The organism is Amycolatopsis thailandensis, assembly GCF_042723255.1.
GTDB classification, from domain to species: Bacteria; Actinomycetota; Actinomycetes; order Mycobacteriales; family Pseudonocardiaceae; genus Amycolatopsis; species Amycolatopsis thailandensis.
The window spans coordinates 1-21,275 of sequence record NZ_JBHXJK010000138.1; the positions used below are offsets into that span (position 1 = coordinate 1).

Below are 21,275 nucleotides of genomic sequence, written 5' to 3' on the forward strand. Positions count from 1 at the left end.
GTTCCGTCCCCAAGCACGCGAGTCCCGTCCCTGAGCACGCGAGTTCCATGTCTGATCACGTGTGTTCGCCGTCTGATCACGCGTGTCGTCCATTCAGTCACGCGTGTCGTCCGTTAGCCGACGACGAAGGGGAGCTTCGTGGCGAGGTCGCCGAGGGCGGCCTTCTCCCCGTCGGTCGCTTCGCGGCGTCCGGTGCCGACCAGCAGCGCGTCCGTGTCGGAGAACGACTCGGGGAACTTCTCACCGGTGCGTTCTTCCAGGATCTGCCTGGTCCTCGCGAGGCTGTCGGCGGCGGGCCCGTCGAGGTGCGGCAGATGCGCGACGAGGTCGAGGTGGTGCAGCGTCCATTCCAGGACGTACGCGGACAGGAAGTCACCCGCGGACAGGACGATGTCGCGGGTGGCGACCCGCGCCGCCGGGTCGGCGAGGACGGCGGCGCGGCCCGCGGCGGAACCGACGTCGTCGAGGTGGAACTTGAGCAGCCGCGGTTCCCGGTAGGCGGCGGCGAGCCGCACGATCAGCGCGTCGAGATCGTCCTCGCCGGTGGGCGGCGTGTCGGCGATCTCCCAGTAGGAGACGGCGTCGCGTGTCGGCGGGGTTTCGGCGGGGGTCGCGAGGGTGATCAGGACGTCCTGGGCGTCGATCACCAGGTGACACACCAGATCCTGCACCAGCCACCCGGCGCAGCCGGACGGTTTGGCGAAGTCTTCGTCGGGGGTTTCGGCGACGGCGGCGAGCAGCGCCGCCCAAGAGCGGGAGAAGAGATCCACGGCCGCAAGTTAGCAGCGCCGGCTCACCGGTCGCGACCGCTTTCCGCCCAGTACATGAAGGCCCCCTTCCTGTACCTAGGCGCAAGGAAGGGGGCCTTCATGTACTTCAGGAACCGGCGGCGGGGGCGGGGTCCGGAGCGGCGGAAGCGGCGTAGAGGTCCGCGATCGTCGGCGCGTACCGGTCGTTGATGATCCGCCGCTTCAGCTTCAGCGTCGGGGTCACCTCGCCGCTTTCCGGCGTCCACGCCTTCGGGATGACGTGGTACCGCTTGATCTGCTCGATCCGCGCCAGCCGGGCGTTCGCCGCCTCGACGGCCTTCTCGATCTCCGCGCGCACCTGCGCGTTGTCGGCGAGCGATTCGCCTTCGGTGAGTTCGATGCCGTTCGCGGTCGCCCAGCCCGGCGCGATCTCGTCGTCGACGACGATCAGCGCGGTGACGTACGGCCGTTTCTCGCCGATCGCGACGGCCTGCCCGATCAGCGGGTGTTCCTTGAGCAGTCCTTCGATCTTCGTCGGGGCGATGTTCTTGCCGCTCGAAGTGATGATCAGTTCCTTCTTGCGGTCGGTGATCGTGACGAAGCCGCGTTCGTCGATCGTCCCGATGTCGCCGGTGGCGAGCCAGCCGTCGGCGTCGACGTCCGGTTTGATCGAGCCGTCCTCCTGCAGGTAGCCGAGGAACACGATCGGGCCGCGGACGAGGAGTTCGCCGTCCTCGGCCACCTTGACCTCGACGCCTTCCAGCGGGCGGCCGACCGAACCCGCCTTGAACGCCGACGGCGTGTTCGAGGTGACCGCGCCGGTGGTCTCGGACAGTCCCCAGACCTCCTGGATCTCGACGCCGAGCCCGGCGATGAAGTACAGGATCTCCACCGGCAGCGCGGCGGCACCGCTGGAGGCGACCTCGATCTTGTCCAGGCCCAGCATCGCCCGCACGGGCGCGAGCGCGACGGCGTCGGTCTGCGCGATCTTCTCCGCGAGCTCCGGCGGGACCTCCTTGCCGTCACTGCGCAGTTTGTAGCCCTGTTGCAGCAGTTCGTTCGCGGCGATCAGGCCGTTCCGCTTGTCCTCCGGCAGCGAGCCGAGCAGGTTCTTCAGGCCCGCGACCATCTTTTCCCACACCCGCGGGACGCCGAAGAAGCTCAAAGGGTGCACCTGGCCCAGCGCGCCGACGACGGCGGTCGGATCGCCGACGGTGTGCACGTGCCCGGCCCACACGATCGGCATGTAGATCGACAGTTCGCGTTCGGCGATGTGCGCGAGCGGCAGGTACGCGATGTTCGTGGCGTGCATCGGCGAGTCGTGCAGCCGCATGACCGCGTTGGCCTCGTGGATCGCGTTGCGGTGCGACAGCACGACACCCTTGGGTTCGCCGGTGGTGCCGGAGGTGTAGATCATCGACAGCGGGTCGTCCGGGCCGATCGCGGACCACGCGGTCTCGAACGCCGCCGGATCGGCCGCGTGCGCCTCCGCGCCCGCCGCGCGCAGATCGGCGAACGACAGGAACCGCTTGTCGTCCGCGGGGATCGCGGACGCGTCGAGCAGGACGACGTGCCGCAGCGCGGGCAGGTCGTCGAGGACCTGCGACCAGCGGGCGAGCTCGTCGGCACCGGCGAGTACGACGACGCCGGCGGCGCTGTGCCGGGCGACGAACCCGATCTGCTCCGGGCTGAGCGTCGCGTACGCGGTGCAGGGGATCGCGCCGAGATGGGCGGCGGCGAGGTCGGCGATCAGGTGTTCGGGACTGCTCGGCGCCATGATCAGCACCCGGTCGCGGGTACCGACCCCGAGGCCGGCGAGCCCGCGCGAAACCTCGGCGATGGCGGTGTGGAACTCACGCCAGCTCAGGGTCGGCTTGCCCTCGATGTCGAGTGACGTGACCGCCGGCAGGTCACCGAACTCCTGGGCGTTGCGGTGAAGCAGGGCGGGGATGGTCTGGCCTTCGATCTGCTCGGCGACGGTCGGCTGGTTGGTCAACGCTGGCCTCCTCGATGCTGCCTGATCAGGCACACTGTAAGGGCTCTGGTCAGTGGTGGATAGAGAATCGCGGCCACGGTTGCGCTACGCGAAATGTCCACCTTTTCCGTTTTCAGCGCGTCAGCACCGAACAAGGAGGAACCTCGGCGATGACCGGTTCGGCACGTGAGTTGATCGACGCGGTGCAGGCGGAACTGGCGTCCCACGACGACGACAACCGGCTCGTCCCGGCCGTCGAGGCGGGTGAAGCGCCACGGGAGGTCTTCGCCGCGATCGCCGCGGAGGAGTACCGGATCGTCCGCAGCGATTGGCGCAGCTTCCTCCACCTCGCGTCGCGGTCGCAGGAGCGGAACGCGCGGGAGTTCTTCGCGACCCTGGCCTCGGGCGAGGGGCTCGCGCTCGGCAAGCTGCCGGCTCTCGCCGAGGAGCCGCCCGGCTTCGAACCGCGCGCGGGCTGCCAGGCGTATCCGGCGTTCGTCGCCTGGCTGGCGCTCAACGGCGAACCGGCGGACGTCATCGTGGCGATCGTCGCCAACTTCGCCGCCTTCGGCCGGTACTGCGCCGCGATCGCCGCCGCGATGCGCGAGCGGTACGGCTTCGACGACGAGGCGTGCGCCTTCTTCGACTTCTTCGGCGCGCCGTCGCCGGAGCTCGAAGAACTGGCCGTCGAAGCGGTCCAGGCCGCGCTCGACGCCGGGCGGCTGTCCGAAAAGGACGCCCGGACCCACGCGCGGTTGTTCCAGGCGTACGAACTGGACTTCTGGAACACACTCGCCGACGATGGCGGGCGTGACTGACCTCGTAGCCGAGGCCGCGGCACTCGACGCGGCCGATCCCTTGGCGCACAAGCGAAACGAATTCGACCTCGACGAGGACGTCGCCTATTTCGACGGCAACTCGCTGGGCGCGCCGCCGAAGCACGTGGCCGGACGGATCGCCGCGGTCGTCCGCGAGGAATGGGGCGGACGGCTCATCCGCTCCTGGTCGGAGGGCTGGTGGGAGGCGCCGGTACGGGTCGGTGAGCGGATCGCGCCGCTGGTGGGCGCCGCGCCGGGGCAGGTCGTCGTGGCGGATTCGACCAGCGTGAACCTCTTCAAGACACTGGTCGCCGCGACCCGGATCGCCCCCGGGCGCGACGAGATCCTCGTCGACGCGGACACGTTCCCGACCGACGGCTACATCGCCGACGAGGTCGCCCGCCTGACCGGGCACACGGTGCGCCGGGTCGTCGCCGAGGACATGCCGGACGAGGTGAGCGAGCGGACCGCTGTCGCGCTGATCAACCACGTCGATTACGTCACCGGGCGAGCCCACGACATGGCCGCGCTGACCGAGGCGCTGCACCGAGCCGGGGCACTGGTGCTCTGGGACCTCTGCCACAGCGTCGGCGCGCTCCCGGTCGAAGTGGACGCGACAGGCGTGGACCTCGCCGTCGGCTGCACCTACAAGTTCCTCAACGGTGGCCCGGGCGCGCCGGCTTTCCTTTACGTGGCAACGAAGTGGCTGGACCGGTTCGACCAGCCGCTGGCGGGCTGGGCCGGCGACCGCGATCCGTTCGCGATGCGGGGCGCGTACGAGGCGCACGCCGGGATCGCGCGAGGCCGCGCGGGCACGCCCGACATCCTTTCGCTGCTCGCGCTGGACGCGGCCCTCGACGTCTGGGACGGGGTGGATCGGGCGGCACTGCGAGAGAAGGGGCTCGCGCTCGGCGACTTCTTCTTCAGGTGTGCGGACGAGCTCCTCGACGGCGCGAAGATCACGACCCCGCGGGGCACCGATCGCGGGCACCAGATCTCGGTCGCCGACGACGACGCGGCCGAGACGATGGCCGCCTTGACCGAGCGCGGCGTGATCTGCGACTTCCGCCCGCCCAACGTGCTGAGGTTCGGGTTGGCGCCGCTGTACACCACCTACGGAGAGGTGCTCCGCGCCGTCACGACGCTTCGGGACCTCCGGAGCTGAGCTCCGAGCGGGGCCGCTCTTGGCATACCGAACGTTCTGCCTCTCTGCTGTGGGTGTCATGAGGGGTCCGCATGGGACGGAATTCGTCCTATGGGGACCCCTCATGACACCCCCGCGCGCGAAAATGGTGAAGTTCATTCGGGAATCGGTGGCAAATAGGTGATCACCTCGCCCCAGTGGGGGAGACACGGAGATCCTTCGCGAATTCGCTGTTAATCTCGACGTTCGCTCTCGCCGCGAGTGTGACGTAGATCCTTCCCCTGTGGCGTAAGGGAAACCCGCGTCGCCCGTCTCAGCGGCAAGGCGCGGGCCACGGCGCCTGGAGAAGGAGGGGATCGTGTCGTTCACCTATACCGCCATCGCCGTGTGCGGTGTCGTCTCCGGTTTCCTGCTCAATGAATTCGGCTCGCGATATCCGGTCGAGACGGCGCTCGTCGTGATCCTGGTCTGCGGGGTGGCGACGTTGTGCTGGGCGGGCGTCCGGATGCTCCGCGACGCGTCCGGGAGGGTGGACGCGCTCCTCGAAGACGAACTGGGCCGCGGCGAGGAAGATCATTTCGCCGAAACGGCGGCGAAAAGCTTCGGAAATTCTCGATTTCGTGGTTCGAACGGCGTTACGACGGCGTTGCTCCGTGGTGATGTCGTTCGCAAACCGAACGGTATGTGAGGTCCCTGCTCCGAAAGCGTGAGCGAGGTCACGGCGAGTAGTTTTCGTCGACCTTTCGGCTGAGACGCGAACGCCGAGAGGTGTTACTTGATCGAGTCCGATGGGCGTCGATCAAGCCGCTGCCTGCGATAAACCGCCAGGTGATCTACTGGCGAGTCACTTGTCGGGGTCCCCGGGTCCACGTGGTGGACTTTCGAGGTCCACCGGCCTCTCGTCAGCTGGTCACGGCCATACGCGACTACCCTTCGCGTCCGGACTTGACTCACCCGTTTGGGTCTCCTAGCGTCTTCGCGGGCGGAGCGGACCACGCTGTGTTGATCCGGCTATCGGATCCCGCGGGTATGAGATCCCCGGCGACCCGAAACCAATAACTGCCGGAAGGAAAACGGACCACGGTGAAGCAGATTTCCCTTCGACGAGGCCGCGGCTCTTCGATTCGTTCGCGCGTTCTGACGATCGCGCTCATTCCGAGCATCGCGCTCATGCTCGTCGGTCTCGCGATCGGCGGCTACCTGATCTCCGACGCGGTCAACGGTCGCGACTACGCGCAACGGATCCGTGACTCGGAAGCGCCTTCCCTCCCCTTCTTCGTCCAGGTGCAGGAAGAGCGGCGCCTGACGCTGCGCGAGCTCGCCGGTGACCGTTCGCAGCACGCCACGCTCGTCGAGCAGCGCGCCAAGACCGACGCGGCCGCCCAGGGCGTCGCCGCCCACTTGCAGAAGTTCGTCGGCGACTCGCCGGACAGCGTGCAGCGCAACATCGCCACGCTCAACGGGCTCCTCCAGAAGTCGCCGCAGATCCGGCAGTCGGCCGACTCGGGCCAGCTGCCGCTGCTGGACGCCTTCGCCTTCTACAACCAGATCCTCGACCAGTTCGTCGAAGGCCTCACCGGTCTCGCGCAGGACGCGCCGAACGCCGAGAACGCCTACCAGCGGATCACCGCGGTCCCGCTGTTCACCGCGATCGACCAGATGCAGCGCGCGAACGCCCTCGCCGCCGCGGCCGTCGCGGGCGGCGGCTTCACCGACGAGACCTACCGCGCCTACATCACCGAGGTCGGTTCGTACCGCTCTCAGCTGGAGTCGTCGGTCTCGCGGATGATCCCGGACGTCAAGGCGAAGTTCGACCAACTCGTCGCGAGCGATCCGTGGAAGGCCGTCAACACGGTCGAGAACACCTTCCTGCAGAACAGCAAGGCCACGCTCCCCATCCCCGAGCAGACGTGGCTCCAGGCCGCGCGCGGCGTCAGTGACGCGATGATGCGCGGCTTCGTCGAGCAGAGCGGTACGGCCACGACGCAGGCGGTCGACGAGGCCGACCGGACGCTGATCACCTCGGCCATCGCGGCGGCCATCGCGCTGCTCGTGGCCATCGGCGTGTTCATCGTCGCCCTGCGACTGTCCAACCGGCTCATCGGCAGGCTGGCCCGGCTGCGCGAGGACACCCTCGACGTCGCCGAGATCCGGCTGCCCGAACTGGTGGACCGGGTGCGGGCGGGCGAACCCGTCGACCTCGACGACAAGGGTCACTTCCTCGACCACGGCGACGACGAGATCGGCCAGGTCGCCGAGGCCTTCAACAAGGCGCAGCAGACCGCCATCGCGGCCGCCGTCGAAGAGGCCAGGACCCGTGAAGGCACCAAGACGGTGTTCCTCAACATCGCGCACCGCAGCCAGGTCATCGTGCACCGCCAGCTCAAGGTGCTCGACCAGGCCGAGCGCAAGCAGGAGGACCCGGAACAGCTGGACACGCTCTTCCAGCTGGACCACCTCTCCACCCGTGCCCGCCGCAACGCGGAGAACCTGATCATCCTCGGTGGTGGCCAGCCCGGCCGTCAGTGGCGCAAGCCGGTGACGCTGGCCGAGCTGACCCGCGGCGCCTCGGCCGAGACCGAGGACTTCGCCAGGGTGAAGACGGCGAAGATGCCCGCGGTCGCGGTGCAGGGCCCGGTCGTCGGCGACCTCGTGCACCTGCTCGCCGAGCTGATCGACAACGCGACCTCCTTCTCGCCGCCGCAGTCGCGCGTCGAGCTGCGGGGCAACGTGGTCGGCAAGGGCGTCGTGATCGAGGTCGAGGACCAGGGCCTCGGCATCGAGCCGGAACAGGCGGCCGAGCTGAACGCGATGTTGGCCGATCCGCCGGATTTCGGCATCATGGCTTTGTCAGCCGAGCCACGGCTGGGCCTGTTCGTGGTCGCGCGCCTCGCCGCGCGGCACGGGATCTCCGTGCACCTGCGCGAGTCCGCGTACGGCGGCACCAGGGCCATCGTGCTCGTCCGCACCGACCTGCTCGCGCCGGTCCCGTCTGATGAGCAGGAGGACGAGGTGGACCCCGAGAGCACCGAGGTGCCGGACGCCGCACCGCTGCTCCCGGGCCGTCGTGCCCGCCACCGCACCGAGTTCCCCGCGGAGCGGCCCGAACTGCCCGTGCCGATGCCGGTGGCTCCCCAGTCGCAACAGGAACAGTCCGGTGGCACGCTGCCGCCGCTGCCCTCGCGTCAGCCGCGAGTGCCCCGGCCCGAGACGCCGCGGCTCGACACGTCCAGGCCCGAGCCGATCCGCCCGGAGCCCGCGCGTGCCGAGGCCCGGCCGCAACCGGTGCAGCCCTTGCAGCCGCCGGCCTGGCCGCCCGCCGACACCCGACCGCAGGACGGCCGTCCGCCGCAGACCCGGCGACCCGGCCCCGAGGCGCCGGGCAGGCCACCGCTGCCGCAGCGCCGACGTCAGGCGAACCTGGTCCCCCAGCTGATGGAGGACCGGCCTGCCGCTCAGCGCGAGGAGGTCCGCGAGGACACCCCCGAGCTGGCCAGGAACCGCCTCGCCGCGTTCCAGCAGGGAACGCGCCGTGGCCGGGACACCGAACCCACCGACGAGTACACCGACCACGACATGTACGGAGATCGTGACTAGATGGCCAACGCGGGAGTCAGTGAACTCGACTGGTTGCTGGATGACCTGGTCAAGCGTGTCAGCGGTGCCGACAGGGCGGTAGTCCTGTCCGCCGACGGCCTGCTCATCGGACGGTCCGGCAACCTGTCGGAGCAGGACGGGGAGCACCTGTCCGCGGTCGCGTCGGCGTTCCAAAGCCTCGCGCGGGGCACGGGACGGCACTTCGGTGGCGGCAACGTCCGGCAGACCATGGTCGAGATGGACCACGCCTTCCTGTTCGTCACCGCGGCGGGCCGCGGTGCCTGTCTCGCGCTGCTGGCCAAGGAGGACGCGGACATGGGTCTCGTGGCCTACGAGATGAACCTGATGGTCAAGCGGGTCGGTGCGGTACTCACTTCGGCGCCCCGCGCCGCGACTCCTCTGTCGCCATGAGCGGGCGGCACGAGTCGTGGTTCGAGGAGGAGGCCGGGCCGCTGGTCCGGTCGTACGCCGTCACGGGCGGGCGCACCCGTTCGGACACGCTCGGCCTCGACCTGATCACGCTGGTGGTCGCGATGCGCACCGCGCACGAGGTCGCCGGTTTCGAGCCGGAGTACGGGCGGATCCTCAACCTGTGCCAGAGACCGACCTCCGTCGCGGAGGTCGCCGCGCGCATCGATCTGCCGTTGCCGGTGGTGAAGGTGCTGCTGAGCGACCTGATCGAACAGAACCTCGTGCTGTTCCGCACCGCGACCCCGGTCACCGACACTCCCAACAAACACGTACTCCAGGCGGTTCTTGATGGCATCCGGAAACTCTGAGCCCCGGCGATCCTTGACCGCGAACGCGGTCAAGGTCCTCATCGCCGGCGGGTTCGGGGTCGGTAAGACCACGATGGTCGGTTCGGTCAGCGAGGTTCCCCCGCTGCGCACCGAGGAGGTCATCACCGCGGCGTCCGAGGGCGTCGACGACCTCACCGGTGTGGAGAAGAAGACGACCACCACGGTCGCCCTCGACTTCGGCCGCATCACCATCAACCCCGAACTGATCCTGTACCTGTTCGGCACGCCCGGACAGGACCGGTTCTGGTTCATGTGGGACGAACTGGCCGAAGGCGCGCTCGGCGCCGTCGTGCTGGCCGACACCCGACGGCTCGACAGCTGCTTCGCGGCCGTCGACTTCTTCGAGCGCCGCGGACTGCCGTTCGTCGTCGCCGTCAACTGCTTCGACAACGCGTACCGCTACGGGACCGAGGAGGTCCGGCAGGCGCTCGACGTCGGCATGGACGTCCCGCTGCTGCTGTGCGACGCGCGGGAACGCGATTCGACGAAGCAGGTGCTGACCGTGCTGATGGAGCACGTGCTCGCGCTGTCCGATCTGGCGGCCGGGCTGCCCCAGGGTCGCTGACCTTCCCGTACCGGAACGCTATGAAGGACGCTTTCATTGCAAATTTTGCAATGAAAGCGTCCTTCATAGCATCGGTGGGGCCGAGGGCTCAGGCTCCGCGACGACGGCGGCGCAGGGTGTCGAGCGCGTAGGTGCCCGGACCGACCACCGCGAACAGCAGGAAGATCCAGGAGTACAGGGCGGCCGTCTCACCCTTGTTCTGCAACGGCAACAGCGCGTCGGGCTGGTGTACGACGAAGTACGCGTACGCCATCGTGCCCGAAAGCAGCACCGCGACCGGGCGGGTGAACAGACCCGCCAGGAGCAGCAGCGAGCCGACCAGCTCGATCACTCCGGCGTACCAGCTCGGCCAGGTGCCGACGGGGACGGCGGCCTTGTCGAACAGGCCCATCTTCTGCAATCCGTGACAGAGGAACAAGAACGAGACCACTACGCGGACGACGGACAGGGCCAGTCCCTGCCACTTCGGGGCGGTCGAACCGACCTCGGTGGTCGTGGCGGTGGCTGTCTGGGTCATGACGCATCCTTCCGGCTCAAGGTGGTCTAAACCATTGATGCAACAGAGGATGCCCGATACCCCCATCTGTAGGGAACTTTCTTTCGGGGGGTAATTCCGTGGTATGGCCGAAATTATTGACAGGATATCGACAGGTACGCGATAAAGGCCCCTTTCCTGGAATCATTCCAGGAAAGGGGCCTTTATGATTCGCGTTCAGCGGCGGCGGCGAAGTGTGTCGAGGGCGAAGGTGCCCGGGCCGATCGCGGCGATCAGCAGGAAGATCCAGCAGTAGAGGGTCGACAGCTCGCCCATGTTCAGCAGCGGCAGCACACCTTCCGGCGCGTGGACGGTGAAGTAGGCGTAGGCCATGACGCCGGAGAGCAGCACGGCGACCGGGCGGGTGAACAGGCCCACCAGGACCAGCGCGGCGCCGACGACCTCGATCACGCTGCCGTACCAGCCGGGCCAGGAGCCGAGCTCGACGGCGCCGCCCGCGCCGTCGACGCCACCGAAGAAGCCGAATCCCTGCAAGCCGTGGCAGAGGAAGAGGAACGAGACGACGACCCGGACGGCCGACTGGCTCGCGCCCTGGACCTTGGTGGCGCGCGGGGTGGCGGCGGTCGTGGTGGCGGTGGTCTCGGCGGGGGTGATGGTGTGCGTCATGGTTCCGGTCCTTCCGGGAAGTTCTGTCTGGTTGCTTCTGCCCATGCGTCGGACGGGCTCGGCGTCAATCGACATGCGAGCGGAAACTTTTTTCGCGGGCCGGTCACATCACCCGTTCGGAGCAGCGTCAGACTGGACGTCATGGCGGGTAAGACGAGTGCCGGGATCCTGCTCTTCCGCAGGTCGGGCGAGGCGACCGAGGTGCTGCTCGGGCATATGGGCGGGCCGTTCTGGGCGAAGAAGGACGCGGGCGGCTGGTCGGTGCCCAAGGGCGAGTACGAGCCGGACGAGACGCCGGAGGCCGCGGCACGGCGCGAGTTCCAGGAGGAACTGGGGCTGCCGGCGCCGGAAGGTGACTACCGCCCGCTCGGCGAGGTGAAGCAGTCCGGCGGCAAGGTCGTGACGGTCTGGGCGGTGGAGGGTGACCTCGACCCGGCCCAGGTCGCCCCGGGCACCTTCGAGATGGAGTGGCCGCCGCGGTCGGGGCGGACGCAGGAGTTCCCGGAGGTCGACAGGGTCGCCTGGTTCGGGCTCGCCGAAGCGGAGGAGAAGCTACTGAAGGGCCAGCGGCCGTTCCTGGTCCGACTGGGTGGGCTGCTCAACGGCTGAGCAACTCGCTCCGGTTGATGCCGGGTGCGGCTCGTGCCGGCGCGCGGTGAGGTGACGGGGACGTCGAGTGTCCCGGCACTTGCTCGCCTGAAGTACATGAAGGCCCCCTTCCTTGCGCCAGGCGCAAGGAAGGGGGCCCTCATGTACTTCGGTCGGAGGCCTTCACGGACCGAGTAGTTCGCCCAGTGGTTTGTCGGCCAGCGACCCCAGGACGAGATCGGCGTGGTCGAAGTTCAGCACTGCGGTGATCGGGTTCGGCACCGCGACACACTTCAGCCCGGCCGCCTTCGCCGCGGTGACGCCGTGCGGCGAGTCCTCGAACGCGATCGCCTCGGCCGCGGGCAGGTCCAGCGCGGCGAGCGCGGCCAGGTAGAGGTCCGGGCTCGGCTTGGCCTGATGGAGGTCGCCGGTGAGGACGGCCTCGAACGCGTCCGCGAGGCCCAGCCGGTTCAGATGCGTGGAGACCCAGTCGCCGGTCGAACTGGACGCGATGGCCAGCCGCAGGCCCTGCTCCCTCGCGTCGTCGAGGTACTCCTGGACGCCGGGACGCGGTCCCTCGGATTCCAGCAGTTCGGTGACCCGGGCGCGGACGCCGGTGCGGACCGCGATCCGGTCGAGGTTCTCGTCGTTCTTCTCCAGCAGTTCGAACATCGCGATCGCGGTGTTCTGCGTGCCGATCACGGTGTGCCAGACGTCGAGGGGGAGTTCGCCGCCGCGCTCGCGGAAAGTCTCCTGCCAGGCCACGAGGACGGCCGCCTCGGTGTCGACCAGCGTTCCGTCGAAGTCGAAGATCAAGGCGCCGGTCATGGGACGAGTCTACGTCTTGACTCGCTGAGTGGCACGGATTACCGTACGCATTCGTTAGGAAAGTTACCAAACGAACAAGTGTACTCGAAGTGAACGCCGCGCACCTGTCCCTCTCAACCCGCCGCCACGGATTCCCGGGGAGATCGATGTGAAGGCCCGAACCCGACTACTGCCACTAGGCGCGGCCGTCATCCTGTTGCCGACGCTGCTCAGCGGTAACGCGCAAGCCGCTGATGTCCTTCTGTCCCAAGGTAAACCCGTCATCGTCTCCTCGGTGGAGTCGTCTTCCTACGGCGGCGCGCTGGCCGTCGACGGGAAGACCACCACCCGCTGGGCGAGTGCCGAAGGCGCCGACCCGCAGTTCATCCGCGTCGATCTGGGCGGCCCGTCCGCCGTCAACCGGGTCAAGCTGAACTGGGAAGCCGCGTACGCCACCGCGTACAGGCTGGAAGTCTCCAACGACGGCTCGTCGTGGACCTCCATCAAGTCCGTCACCAACGGGAACGGTGGCACCGACGACCTCACCGGCTTGTCCGGCAAGGGTCGCTACCTGCGTCTCGTCGGGACCAAGCGTGCCACCAGTTACGGCTACTCCCTCTGGGAGATGCAGGTCTACGGAACGTCGGACTCCTCCGGTGACACGCAGGCGCCCACCGCGCCCGCGAACCTCAAGGCCGGTTCGATCACCGCGTCCACAGTGGACCTGACGTGGACCGCGTCGACGGACAACGTCGGCGTCGCCGGGTACGAGGTATTGCGGAACGGTCAAGTCGTCGGCACCACGGAAAGCGCTTCCTTCACCGACACCGGCCTGACCGCGGCGACCGCGTACACCTACAGCGTCCGGGCGAAGGACGCCGCGGGCAACACCTCGGCCGCCAGTGGCGCGATCCAGGCGACCACGCAAGCGGGCGGCGGTTCGTCGTTCGTGCTCGCGGCTTCCGGTGACATCGCGGAACAGTGCACCGCGTCCTCGTCGTCGTGTGTCCACCCGAAGACCGCCAACCTGGTCGGCCAGATGAACCCGGCCGCGGTGATCACCATGGGCGACAACCAGTACGACGACGCCCACATCGAGGACTTCACGAAGTACTTCGACAAGACCTGGGGCAAGTACAAGAGCATCATGCACCCGATCCCGGGCAACCACGAGACCTACGACGACACCCCGCTGGGCGCCTACAAGAAGTACTTCGGCAAGATCGCGACGCCGAACGGGAAGACCTACTACAGCTGGGAAATGGGCAACTGGCACTTCGTCGCCATCGACAGCACGGAGTTCTCGCCCGGTCTCGCCGCGAGCGCGGTCAGCGACGAGCAGCTGAACTGGATCAAGCAGGACCTGAAGAACAACACCAAGCCCTGCGTCGCCGCGTACTACCACCACCCGCGCTACACCTCGGGCGACCACGGTGACAACGACAAGATGGCCACCCTCTGGGAGACCATGGTCGGAAACAAGGTCGACCTCGTGCTCAACGGGCACGACCACCACTACGAGCGCTTCTACCCGCAGAACGCCGACGGTGACAAGGATCCGGCCGGCCCGGTGCAGATCATCGGCGGTGGCGGCGGGGCGACCCTCTACCCGGTCAAGACCGAACACCCGGCCACCGCGAAGGCGATCTCGACCTACGGCGTGCTCAAGCTGAACATGTCGGACAACGCCTTCTCGACCCAGATGATCGGTCTCGACGGCAAGACCATCGATTCCTCTCCCACCTACACCTGCCACTGATCCTCGCGATCAGGTGCCGGGTCGCGGCCGTGTGCACCGCGACCCGGCACCTCCTCACGGCGCTGGAGGTCCCCCATGTACATAGCCACCAGTAGGGGAGCGGACACCGCGGCGGAAGTTCCCAAGAGCGGCGTGAAACGCGCGGTCACCGGGAACGTCGTCGCGCTCGGCCTGGTCAGCCTGGTCACCGACATCTCCTCGGAGATGGTGACCGCCGTCCTGCCGCTCTACCTCGTCCTCGGTCTCGGCCTGAGCCCGCTGCAGTTCGGCGTGCTCGACGGCCTCTACTCCGGTGTCACCGCCGTCGTCCGGCTGGTCGGCGGGCATCTCGCGGACCGCTGGCAGCGGCTCAAAGCCGTCGCCTGCTTCGGTTACGGGCTCTCGGCACTGGGCAAGATCGGCCTGATGCTGGCGGGTTCGTCCACCGTGGCGATCGGCGCCGTCCTGGCGGCCGACCGCACCGGAAAGGGCGTCCGGACCGCGCCGCGGGACGCGCTGATCACCTTGAGCAGCGATCCCGAACACCTCGGCCGCGCTTTCGGCGTGCACCGCGCGATGGACACCTTCGGCGCCTTCCTCGGCCCGCTGGTCGCGATGGCGGTGCTGTGGCTCAGCCTCGGCAGCTACGACTCGGTGTTCTTCACCAGCTTCTGCGTCGCCGCGATCGGCGTGATCATCCTGCTGGTGCTGGTCAAGGACCACCAGCCGACGCCGAGGGCCGAGCGGCCCAAGGTCTCGCTGCGGGAGACCGCCGGGCTGATCCGCCAGGCGTCGTTCCGCCGGATCTGCGTCTGGGCGGCCCTGCTGGGCCTGGTCACCCTCAGTGATTCGTTCCTCTATCTGGTTCTGCAGCGCCGTTGGGACCTCGGCGCGGTCTTCTTCCCCTTGCTGCCGCTGGGAACCGCCGGCGTCTATCTGCTGCTCGCCGTTCCGTTCGGCAGGCTTTCGGACCGGATCGGCCGCTGGAAGGTGTTCCTAGGTGGGCACGTCGCGCTGGTCGTCGCGCTGCTGGCGCTGCTCGGACCGGTCGACGGCGGCATCCTCGCGGTGCTGGCGCTGGTGCTGCACGGTGTCTTCTACGCCGCCACCGACGGCGTCCTGATGGCCGCCGCCGGGCCGCTGCTGCCCGAGCACCAGCGGGCGAGTGGGCTGGCGCTGGTGCAGACCGGGCAGGCGACGACGCGGATGCTCGCGTCCGTCCTTTTCGGACTCGCCTGGACCACCTGGGACCTGCACGCCGCGGTCTTGGTCGCCGCGGGCGCGCTGGCCGTCGTGGTCGTGGCGGCCGCTGTACTCCGTCCTTTGAGGACTTACGCATGAGGGCGCGGATCCTGGGCGTGGTGGCGGCGGTCGTCGTCCTGATCGCGGCGGCCGTCGGCTACGGCGTCTACTCGCGGGACCGCGGGCCGGAGGTCAACTCCGTCGCCGTCGTGACCGGGCAGCCGGTTTCGGTGCAGGCGAAGGGGCAACTGCTGTTCCGCAACATCGCCGAAGGCCCCGATTTCGGGCGGCTGGCCACCGTCCCGGCCGACCGGCCCGGCGAACCCCGGAAGGTGTCCGGCCTCAGCTGCGACCGGTTCGCCACCTCGGCGGGGACCGCGTTGTGCCTGGCCGCGCAGCCGGGAGTGCTGCCGCCGATGACCGACGTCATCGTGCTGGACAAGGACCTCAACGAGATCCGCCGGATCGAACTGCCCGGCACCCCCAGCCGCGGCCGGGTCTCGCCGGACGGCAAGCTCGCCTACTGGACGCTGTTCGTCAATGGGGATTCCTACGCGGAGACCGGGTTTTCGACCAGGGCGGGCATCTTCAACCTGACGACCGGGAAACTGACGAAGAGCATCGAGGAGATGACGCTCCTGCTCGACGGCAAGCGGTACTACTCGTCCGACGTGAACTACTGGGGGATCACCTTCGCCGACGACGGCAAGAAGTTCTACGCGACCGTGGGGACGAAGGGGAAGACCTACCTCGTCGAGGCGGACTACGAGAAGCTCGTCGCGAACATGATCCGCGAGAACGTCGAGTGTCCGTCGCTTTCGCCGGACGGGAAGCGGATCGCCTTCAAGAAACGGGTTTCCGCCGATCTCGCGGCGCCTTGGCGGCTGGCTGTCCTCGATCTGGCGTCCGGTAAGGAGACGATGCTGGCCGAGACGCGGAGCGTGGACGACCAGGCCGCCTGGCTCGACGACCGGACCGTGGCCTACGGGGTGGAGTCGGGGATCTGGGCTGTTCCGGCCGATGGGAGCGGGGCGGCTCGGGAACTGGTGACGCGGGGTTCCTCGCCGGCGGGCCTGTAGCCGGGCCGGGTCCTGTCGCGAGCAACGATCTCACGAGTTCAACCCCGTGACTCACGTGATCAGAGACGTGACTCGCGTGCTTGAACCCGTGACTCGCGTGATCGGAGACGTGACTCGCGTGATCAGAGGCGGAACTCGTGTGACCGGGCCCTGCCGCGAGTCGTCCGTCCAGTCACGCGAGTTCCGCCTCCAAACACGTGAGTTACGGGTTCAAGCACGCGAGTTCCGCCTCCAAGCACGTGAGTTACGGGTTCAAGCACGCGAGTTCCGCCTCCAAGCACGTGAGTTACGGGGGCAAGCACGTGAGTTTCGGGGTTGAGCACGCGAGTTGAGTCTTCGGGTCGCCGGGGTGAGCGGCTACACGCCCAGCGCGTCCGCCTGCTCCCGGAACACGTCGTAGGCCGCCGTCCCGAACAGCACGAAGCGCACCAGTTCCACCGAGCACGACCCGGCCGAAAGGGTGCCGATCACGGTTTCGAGGGCGATCTCCGCCGCGGATTCGACCGGCCACCGGTAGATCCCGGTCGAGATCGCGGGGAAGGCCACGGTGTGCGCGCCGAGATCGGCGGCCACGTGCAGCGAGTTGCGGTGGCAGTTGGCGAGCAGTGCGGAGCGGTCTTCCGAGTCGGACCACACCGGCCCGACGGTGTGCACCACCCAGCGCGCCGGAAGGCGGCCCGCCGTGGTGGCGACCGCCTCTCCGGTCTTCAGTCCCTTGCCGTAGTGCCCCGCGCGCAGGGCCCGGCATTCGACGAGGATCTCCGGTCCGCCGCGGCGATGGATCGCGCCGTCCACCCCGCCCCCGCCGAGCAGGGACGAGTTCGCGGCGTTGACCACGACGTCGACCCGCTGTTCGGTGATGTCGCCTTCGACCAATTCGATCCTCATGATCGCTCCGTCAGCCGTTGAAGTAGTCGATCAGCACCGGGGCCACCGCCTTGGGCTTGAGCATATGGGTCTGGCCCTCGATCGTCCGGTGCTCGGCGCCGGGGACCGCTTTCGCCAGGGCGGCCACACCATTGCGCATCCACGCGGGGCTCTTGCCGCCGTCCATGACCAGCGTCGGCACGGAGACGCTCGCCCACCGGCCCTCGGGCAGCGGGTTGCCGCTTTGCAGGCCGCCGTCGAACAACGCGGCGTCGTAGCGCAGGGTCGGCGCGACCTTCTTCAGCTTCGGCCAGGCCGGCATGAGCCGCATCATGAACACGACCGGCGCCGGGACGCGGACGCCGTCGCGCATGAAGGTCTTGATGGCGGTACCTGGCTTCCCGGTGGCGATGGCCGTGTCCAGCCGTTCGGTGTAGTCGGCCGGGACCGGCGGACGGGTGTCGTCGACGACCAGCGGGAATTCGTAGACCGCGAGTTTCGTGATCGGCAGCCCGGCTTTCGCGGCTTCGAGGGCGAGCGCGGCACCGGACGAGATCCCGTAGACGTGGGCGGTCCCACCGGCCTCCTTGATCAGTGCCGCGAGGTCCTCGACTTCGCGGGCCACGGAGAACGGCTCGGTGTCACCGCTTTCGCCGCGGCCGCGGCGGTCGTAGGTGTAGACGGTGAAGTGCGGGGCCAGTTCGGCGGCCAGCGGCGCCGCCGGGCCGAACTCGCGGTGGCACATCGCGCCGTCGACCAGGATGACGGCGGGGCCGGAGCCGGTGCGAGTGTAGGCGATGGTGGTGCCGTCTTGCGAGGTCACGGTGCTCATGGCGGGAATTCTCCTCGGTTTGTCTAGCGGGCGGAGCGGACGATCAAGGCGGTGACCCAGCCCCAGGCCAGCAACACGGTGGCCCAGAAGGCGAGCATCACGACGGCGTTCGCGTTGCCGGAGCTGATCCCGGCGAAAGAAACGAAGAACGCGATGCCGGTGGCGCGGGAGTAGACGGCCCAGCCGCGGTGGCCCTCGCGGGAGAAGCGGCTCGCGAACACGAAGGTCGCGACGATCAGCGAGAGGAAGCCGACCGAACCGGCGGCCATGTGCAGGACCCCGGCGGTGCTGATGGTGGCCGGGCCGGTGCCGACCGGGAAGCCGTTACCGGGGTCGGCTTTGAAGACCGCGGCGAAGAGCAGGCTGACACCGAAGACGCCCAGCAGTCGTGGGCCCCAGGTGCTGCCTCTGCCCGGTTCCAGCGTCCGGCTCAACCCGATCGCGCCCGCGATCATCAGGACGCCGGTGACCAGGAAGTTCGTCACCTGGATCCAGCCCGCGTCGCCGTTGCTCAGCATGCTCGCCGGGTGCTTCGTCACGTCGAAACCGTCGCGGACGGCGGCCTGCGTGAGGGAAACCAGGAAGTACACCGGGCCTGACACCGCGCCGGCGGCGAGCAGGGCGCGGGCTGGAACGGCGGTGGTGGTTCGGGTGGCGGCGATGGTCATCGTCTCGGCCTTTCGGAGCGGGGTTCGATGGGCACAACTCTCGCTCCGAACGCTCTGATTGTCAAGACAAAAAAATTTGTCGGTGATGGCCGTCGCGATGCCCGAAGGCGTCGCAACCAGTCGACTACTTGCCGTTTCGCAAGGTCAGGAGCGTGATCTCGCTCGGCGCGAAGACGCGCAGCGGCGGTCCCCAGAAGCCGGTGCCGCGGCTCGTGTAGAGCTGCGTGCGCTCGCCGTGGCGCGAAAGCCCGGCCAGGACGGGCTGGTCGAGCCGGACCAGGAGGTGGAACGGCCAGATCTGGCCGCCGTGGGTGTGCCCGGAGATCTGGAGGTCGATGCCCGCCTCGGCGGCCTGCTTGACCTGCTTCGGCTGGTGGGCGAGCAGGACGACCGGGGTGCTCGCGGCGACGCCGTCGAGCGCGGCGGGCAGGTCCGGACCGTGGCCGGGCAGGCCGGAGGCGGCGCCGGTCGGGTCGTCGATGCCTGCGAAGACGAGCGTGTCCCCGCCCTGGGAGACCGGCAGGTGCCGGTTGTGCAGCGGTTCCCAGCCGAGGTCGCGCATGTGGTCGAGCCAGGCCTGCGCCTCGCCGAAGTACTCGTGGTTGCCGGTGATGTAGAACTTGCCGAGCTTCGCGCGCACCTTCCCGAGCGGCGCGACCTGCTGTGCGCGCTTGGCGACGGAACCGTCGGCGAGGTCACCCGCGTGGGCCACGACGTCGGCGTCGAGTTCGTTCACCACCTCGACGACCTTCTCCGACCACTTCGTCCGGTTCAGCGGGCCGAAGTGGGTGTCGGTGATGATCGCGAAACGGAGACCGTCGAGCCCCGCGCCGAGGCGGGGGAGCACGACGTCGAGCTCCTTGAGCCGCGGCACGCGCCGGGCTTCGGCCATCCCGTATGCCGCCAGCGCCACGAAGGCGGCCAAGACGACACCGGACACGATCCCCGCCGCACCGTCCACTCCGGACACCGAAAGCACGAGCCGTAGCACGTTCCCGAGTACCGACAACGAGAACAGCAGCCAGATCAACCCGAGGGAGAGGTCGCCGATCTTCGCCGCGAGATCGCGCTGCCACGGGCCGTGGCCGAGGATCATGCACGCGGGCACGACGAGGGCCGCCGCGGCGAACACGATCGTGCCGAGGACTTCGAGCGCGGCCGGGAGTTCGGGGGAGCCGACGATCGTCCACCACGGCACTCCGAACAGGAGGGCGAGAACGACGATCAGCGCGGCGACGCGGGCGAGGATGCGAGGCATGATGACGTCAGGCTAACAGACCGTCGGTCTCTACCGCGGTCTTCGCTGAGGGGCTCTCAGGTACGTAAACGGGCGTAGCCGAGGTGTCGCTTCACGGCCGACGCTTTCCTTCGAGTGCCGGCAGACACTCGACGGCATGATTCGGACGATCGAGCGCGTCGCCTACGTGACCGGGGCGCTGCTGTTTCTGAGTGGTCTCGTGCACGCGGTCGTGCTGATCGCGTCCGGCGGTTCGTGGACCGGGCCGCTCTCGATGCGGAAAGCGGTCACCTTCGGGTGGTCGTTCGGGCTGACGCTGGCCACCGTCGCGTGGGCGACGTCGTACGTGGCGGTGCGGCCGCGCGTGCGGAACGTCCTGCTCGGCGTTTTCACCGGGGCGAGTGTCGTCGAGACGGTGCTGGTGAGCATGCAGGCCTGGCGCGGGGTGCCGTCGCATTTCAACTTCGAGACCGGTTTCGACAACGCGGTGTCGACGACGCTCGCGGCGGGCGGTGGCGTCCTCATCCTGACGGCGGTCTCGTTCACCGCGGCGGCGATGCGCGGCGAAGGGGAGACGACGCCGAGCATGCGCCTCGCGGTGCGGTTCGGCTTCGTCGCGCTGCTGGTGGCGCTGGGGGCGGGCGCGGCGATGATCGCGAGCGGTGTCGTCGAGGCGCGGGGCGGGAATCCGCAGGCCGCGTACACGACGGCCGGCGCGCTGAAGCCGCTGCACGCGGTGGCGATGCACGCGATCCTCATCGTGCCGGGGCTCGCCTGGCTGCTGCGGTTCGCGGACTGGACGGAACAGCGGCGCGTGCGGCTGGTGTGGGTGGCGATCGGTGCTTACGCCGTGCTGACCGCGGTGGTGGGGGTGGAGTCGGTGACCGGGGTTTCGCCACTGGCGGCGTCGCCGGTGGAGACGGTGACCTCGGGGGTGGCTTTGGGGGTGCTGGGGCTGAGTGGTGCGGTGGCCGCTCGTGAAGCGGTTCGGCGGCGGTCCCGGGTGTCATGAGGGGTCCCCATAGGACGGAATTCGTCCCATGGGGACCCCTCATGACGGAATGCTGAGGAGAGTGCCCGGCTCGGATGGTTCGCACGGTTTTGCGGGTTTCACACTCGCTCGTCGGCATGCCGAACCACCAAGCCGCGCCGGGCTGAGGGCATGAGTGGCGAATTCGTGTCCTATAGGGAGCCAAGGCGAGGTGTCCAGTCGATGTGGTCGGTAAGGGCGCGAAAGTGTCGCTCTGGGTGAGGGGTGTGTGGGAATAGGGACGTTCAACCTGGATCCACCGGTGTGTTTGTTAGGTGATCCTGGTGGGGCTTGTTGATCTTGTGGTGGGGTGGTGGGCAGGGTGGGTTGCCGGTCGTCTCATCCGGTGTGTCCACTGTGGTCTGGTTGGTGGGGGT

At 68.5% G+C, this 21,275-nt stretch carries 21 protein-coding genes; 12 read left to right on the forward strand and 9 right to left on the reverse strand.

Annotation, left to right across the window (positions count from 1 at the left end; genetic code table 11):
• Positions 1–113 precede the first annotated feature (113 nt).
• Both ACFWMR_RS35565 and ACFWMR_RS35570 read right to left on the reverse strand, forming a co-directional pair.
• Complete coding sequence (locus ACFWMR_RS35565) at positions 114–770, reverse strand: maleylpyruvate isomerase N-terminal domain-containing protein (protein ID WP_378381561.1); 657 nt, start codon at positions 768–770, stop codon at positions 114–116.
• 106 nt (positions 771–876) lie between these two features.
• Complete coding sequence (locus ACFWMR_RS35570) at positions 877–2,745, reverse strand: AMP-dependent synthetase/ligase (RefSeq protein WP_378381562.1); 1,869 nt, start codon at positions 2,743–2,745, stop codon at positions 877–879.
• A 149-nt stretch (positions 2,746–2,894) separates the two neighbouring features.
• Between ACFWMR_RS35570 and ACFWMR_RS35575 the strand changes: the two genes are divergently transcribed.
• The 7 genes from ACFWMR_RS35575 to ACFWMR_RS35605 all read left to right on the forward strand — a co-directional run bounded on the left by ACFWMR_RS35575 (position 2,895) and on the right by ACFWMR_RS35605 (position 9,648).
• On the forward strand, positions 2,895–3,542 hold the full coding sequence (locus tag ACFWMR_RS35575) for a transcriptional regulator (protein ID WP_378381563.1): 648 nt from the start codon (positions 2,895–2,897) through the stop codon (positions 3,540–3,542).
• Complete coding sequence (gene kynU, locus ACFWMR_RS35580) at positions 3,526–4,707, forward strand: kynureninase (protein WP_378381564.1); 1,182 nt, start codon at positions 3,526–3,528, stop codon at positions 4,705–4,707. Before ACFWMR_RS35575 ends, kynU begins: the two co-directional genes overlap by 17 nt.
• A 337-nt stretch (positions 4,708–5,044) precedes the next feature.
• A complete protein-coding gene (locus ACFWMR_RS35585) occupies positions 5,045–5,374 on the forward strand; it encodes a hypothetical protein (RefSeq protein WP_378381565.1) in 330 nt (109 codons plus the stop codon).
• A gap of 395 nt (positions 5,375–5,769) precedes the next feature.
• Positions 5,770–8,283, forward strand: a complete 2,514-nt coding sequence (locus ACFWMR_RS35590) for a sensor histidine kinase (RefSeq protein WP_378381566.1) — start codon at positions 5,770–5,772, stop codon at positions 8,281–8,283.
• Positions 8,284–8,694 (forward strand): roadblock/LC7 domain-containing protein, encoded by a 411-nt coding sequence (locus tag ACFWMR_RS35595; protein ID WP_020631067.1) that lies wholly within the window; start codon positions 8,284–8,286, stop codon positions 8,692–8,694. It begins immediately after the preceding gene.
• Positions 8,691–9,062, forward strand: coding sequence for a DUF742 domain-containing protein (locus tag ACFWMR_RS35600; protein WP_364215425.1), 372 nt, complete (start codon positions 8,691–8,693; stop codon positions 9,060–9,062). Before ACFWMR_RS35595 ends, ACFWMR_RS35600 begins: the two co-directional genes overlap by 4 nt.
• Positions 9,043–9,648, forward strand: a complete 606-nt coding sequence (locus ACFWMR_RS35605; protein WP_364215428.1) for a GTP-binding protein — start codon at positions 9,043–9,045, stop codon at positions 9,646–9,648. Before ACFWMR_RS35600 ends, ACFWMR_RS35605 begins: the two co-directional genes overlap by 20 nt.
• Positions 9,649–9,736: 88 nt before the next feature.
• Here the strand turns inward: ACFWMR_RS35605 and ACFWMR_RS35610 are convergent, their stop codons facing one another.
• Positions 9,737–10,165, reverse strand: a complete 429-nt coding sequence (locus ACFWMR_RS35610) for a DoxX family protein (RefSeq protein WP_378279788.1) — start codon at positions 10,163–10,165, stop codon at positions 9,737–9,739.
• A gap of 195 nt (positions 10,166–10,360) precedes the next feature.
• Positions 10,361–10,810 (reverse strand): DoxX family protein, encoded by a 450-nt coding sequence (locus tag ACFWMR_RS35615; RefSeq protein ID WP_378381567.1) that lies wholly within the window; start codon positions 10,808–10,810, stop codon positions 10,361–10,363.
• Between the two features lie 141 nt (positions 10,811–10,951).
• On the opposite strand from ACFWMR_RS35615, the gene ACFWMR_RS35620 reads away from it, so the two are divergent.
• Positions 10,952–11,419: an NUDIX domain-containing protein gene (locus ACFWMR_RS35620; RefSeq protein ID WP_378381568.1), complete on the forward strand. Its 468-nt coding sequence runs from the start codon at positions 10,952–10,954 to the stop codon at positions 11,417–11,419.
• 162 nt (positions 11,420–11,581) lie between these two features.
• Here ACFWMR_RS35620 and ACFWMR_RS35625 read toward each other — a convergent pair whose 3' ends face one another.
• Positions 11,582–12,226 carry an HAD family hydrolase gene (locus ACFWMR_RS35625; protein WP_378279794.1) on the reverse strand — a complete coding sequence of 215 codons (645 nt, stop codon included), beginning with the start codon at positions 12,224–12,226 and terminating at the stop codon, positions 11,582–11,584.
• A 148-nt stretch (positions 12,227–12,374) separates the two neighbouring features.
• Between ACFWMR_RS35625 and ACFWMR_RS35630 the strand changes: the two genes are divergently transcribed.
• The 3 genes from ACFWMR_RS35630 (at position 12,375) to ACFWMR_RS35640 (ending at position 16,264) form a co-directional block, all read left to right on the forward strand.
• Positions 12,375–13,964, forward strand: a complete 1,590-nt coding sequence (locus ACFWMR_RS35630; RefSeq protein WP_378381569.1) for a discoidin domain-containing protein — start codon at positions 12,375–12,377, stop codon at positions 13,962–13,964.
• 75 nt (positions 13,965–14,039) lie between these two features.
• A complete protein-coding gene (locus ACFWMR_RS35635) occupies positions 14,040–15,284 on the forward strand; it encodes an MFS transporter (RefSeq protein WP_378280406.1) in 1,245 nt (414 codons plus the stop codon).
• Positions 15,281–16,264, forward strand: coding sequence for a TolB family protein (locus ACFWMR_RS35640; protein WP_378381570.1), 984 nt, complete (start codon positions 15,281–15,283; stop codon positions 16,262–16,264). The genes ACFWMR_RS35635 and ACFWMR_RS35640 overlap by 4 nt, the downstream gene beginning before the upstream one ends.
• Before the next feature lie 357 nt (positions 16,265–16,621).
• On the opposite strand, the gene ACFWMR_RS35645 is transcribed toward ACFWMR_RS35640, so the two are convergent.
• The 4 genes from ACFWMR_RS35645 to ACFWMR_RS35660 form a co-directional block, all read right to left on the reverse strand.
• On the reverse strand, positions 16,622–17,152 hold the full coding sequence (locus tag ACFWMR_RS35645; RefSeq protein ID WP_378381571.1) for an O-acetyl-ADP-ribose deacetylase: 531 nt from the start codon (positions 17,150–17,152) through the stop codon (positions 16,622–16,624).
• A gap of 10 nt (positions 17,153–17,162) precedes the next feature.
• Positions 17,163–17,963: an alpha/beta fold hydrolase gene (locus ACFWMR_RS35650; RefSeq protein WP_378381572.1), complete on the reverse strand. Its 801-nt coding sequence runs from the start codon at positions 17,961–17,963 to the stop codon at positions 17,163–17,165.
• A 23-nt stretch (positions 17,964–17,986) separates the two neighbouring features.
• On the reverse strand, positions 17,987–18,631 hold the full coding sequence (locus ACFWMR_RS35655; RefSeq protein ID WP_378381573.1) for a DUF998 domain-containing protein: 645 nt from the start codon (positions 18,629–18,631) through the stop codon (positions 17,987–17,989).
• A 124-nt stretch (positions 18,632–18,755) separates the two neighbouring features.
• Positions 18,756–19,889 (reverse strand): metallophosphoesterase, encoded by a 1,134-nt coding sequence (locus ACFWMR_RS35660; protein ID WP_378381574.1) that lies wholly within the window; start codon positions 19,887–19,889, stop codon positions 18,756–18,758.
• Positions 19,890–20,025: 136 nt separating this feature from the next.
• Here ACFWMR_RS35660 and ACFWMR_RS35665 point away from each other — a divergent pair, with 136 nt between their 5' ends.
• Complete coding sequence (locus ACFWMR_RS35665) at positions 20,026–20,880, forward strand: hypothetical protein (RefSeq protein WP_378381575.1); 855 nt, start codon at positions 20,026–20,028, stop codon at positions 20,878–20,880.
• Positions 20,881–21,275 lie beyond the last annotated feature (395 nt).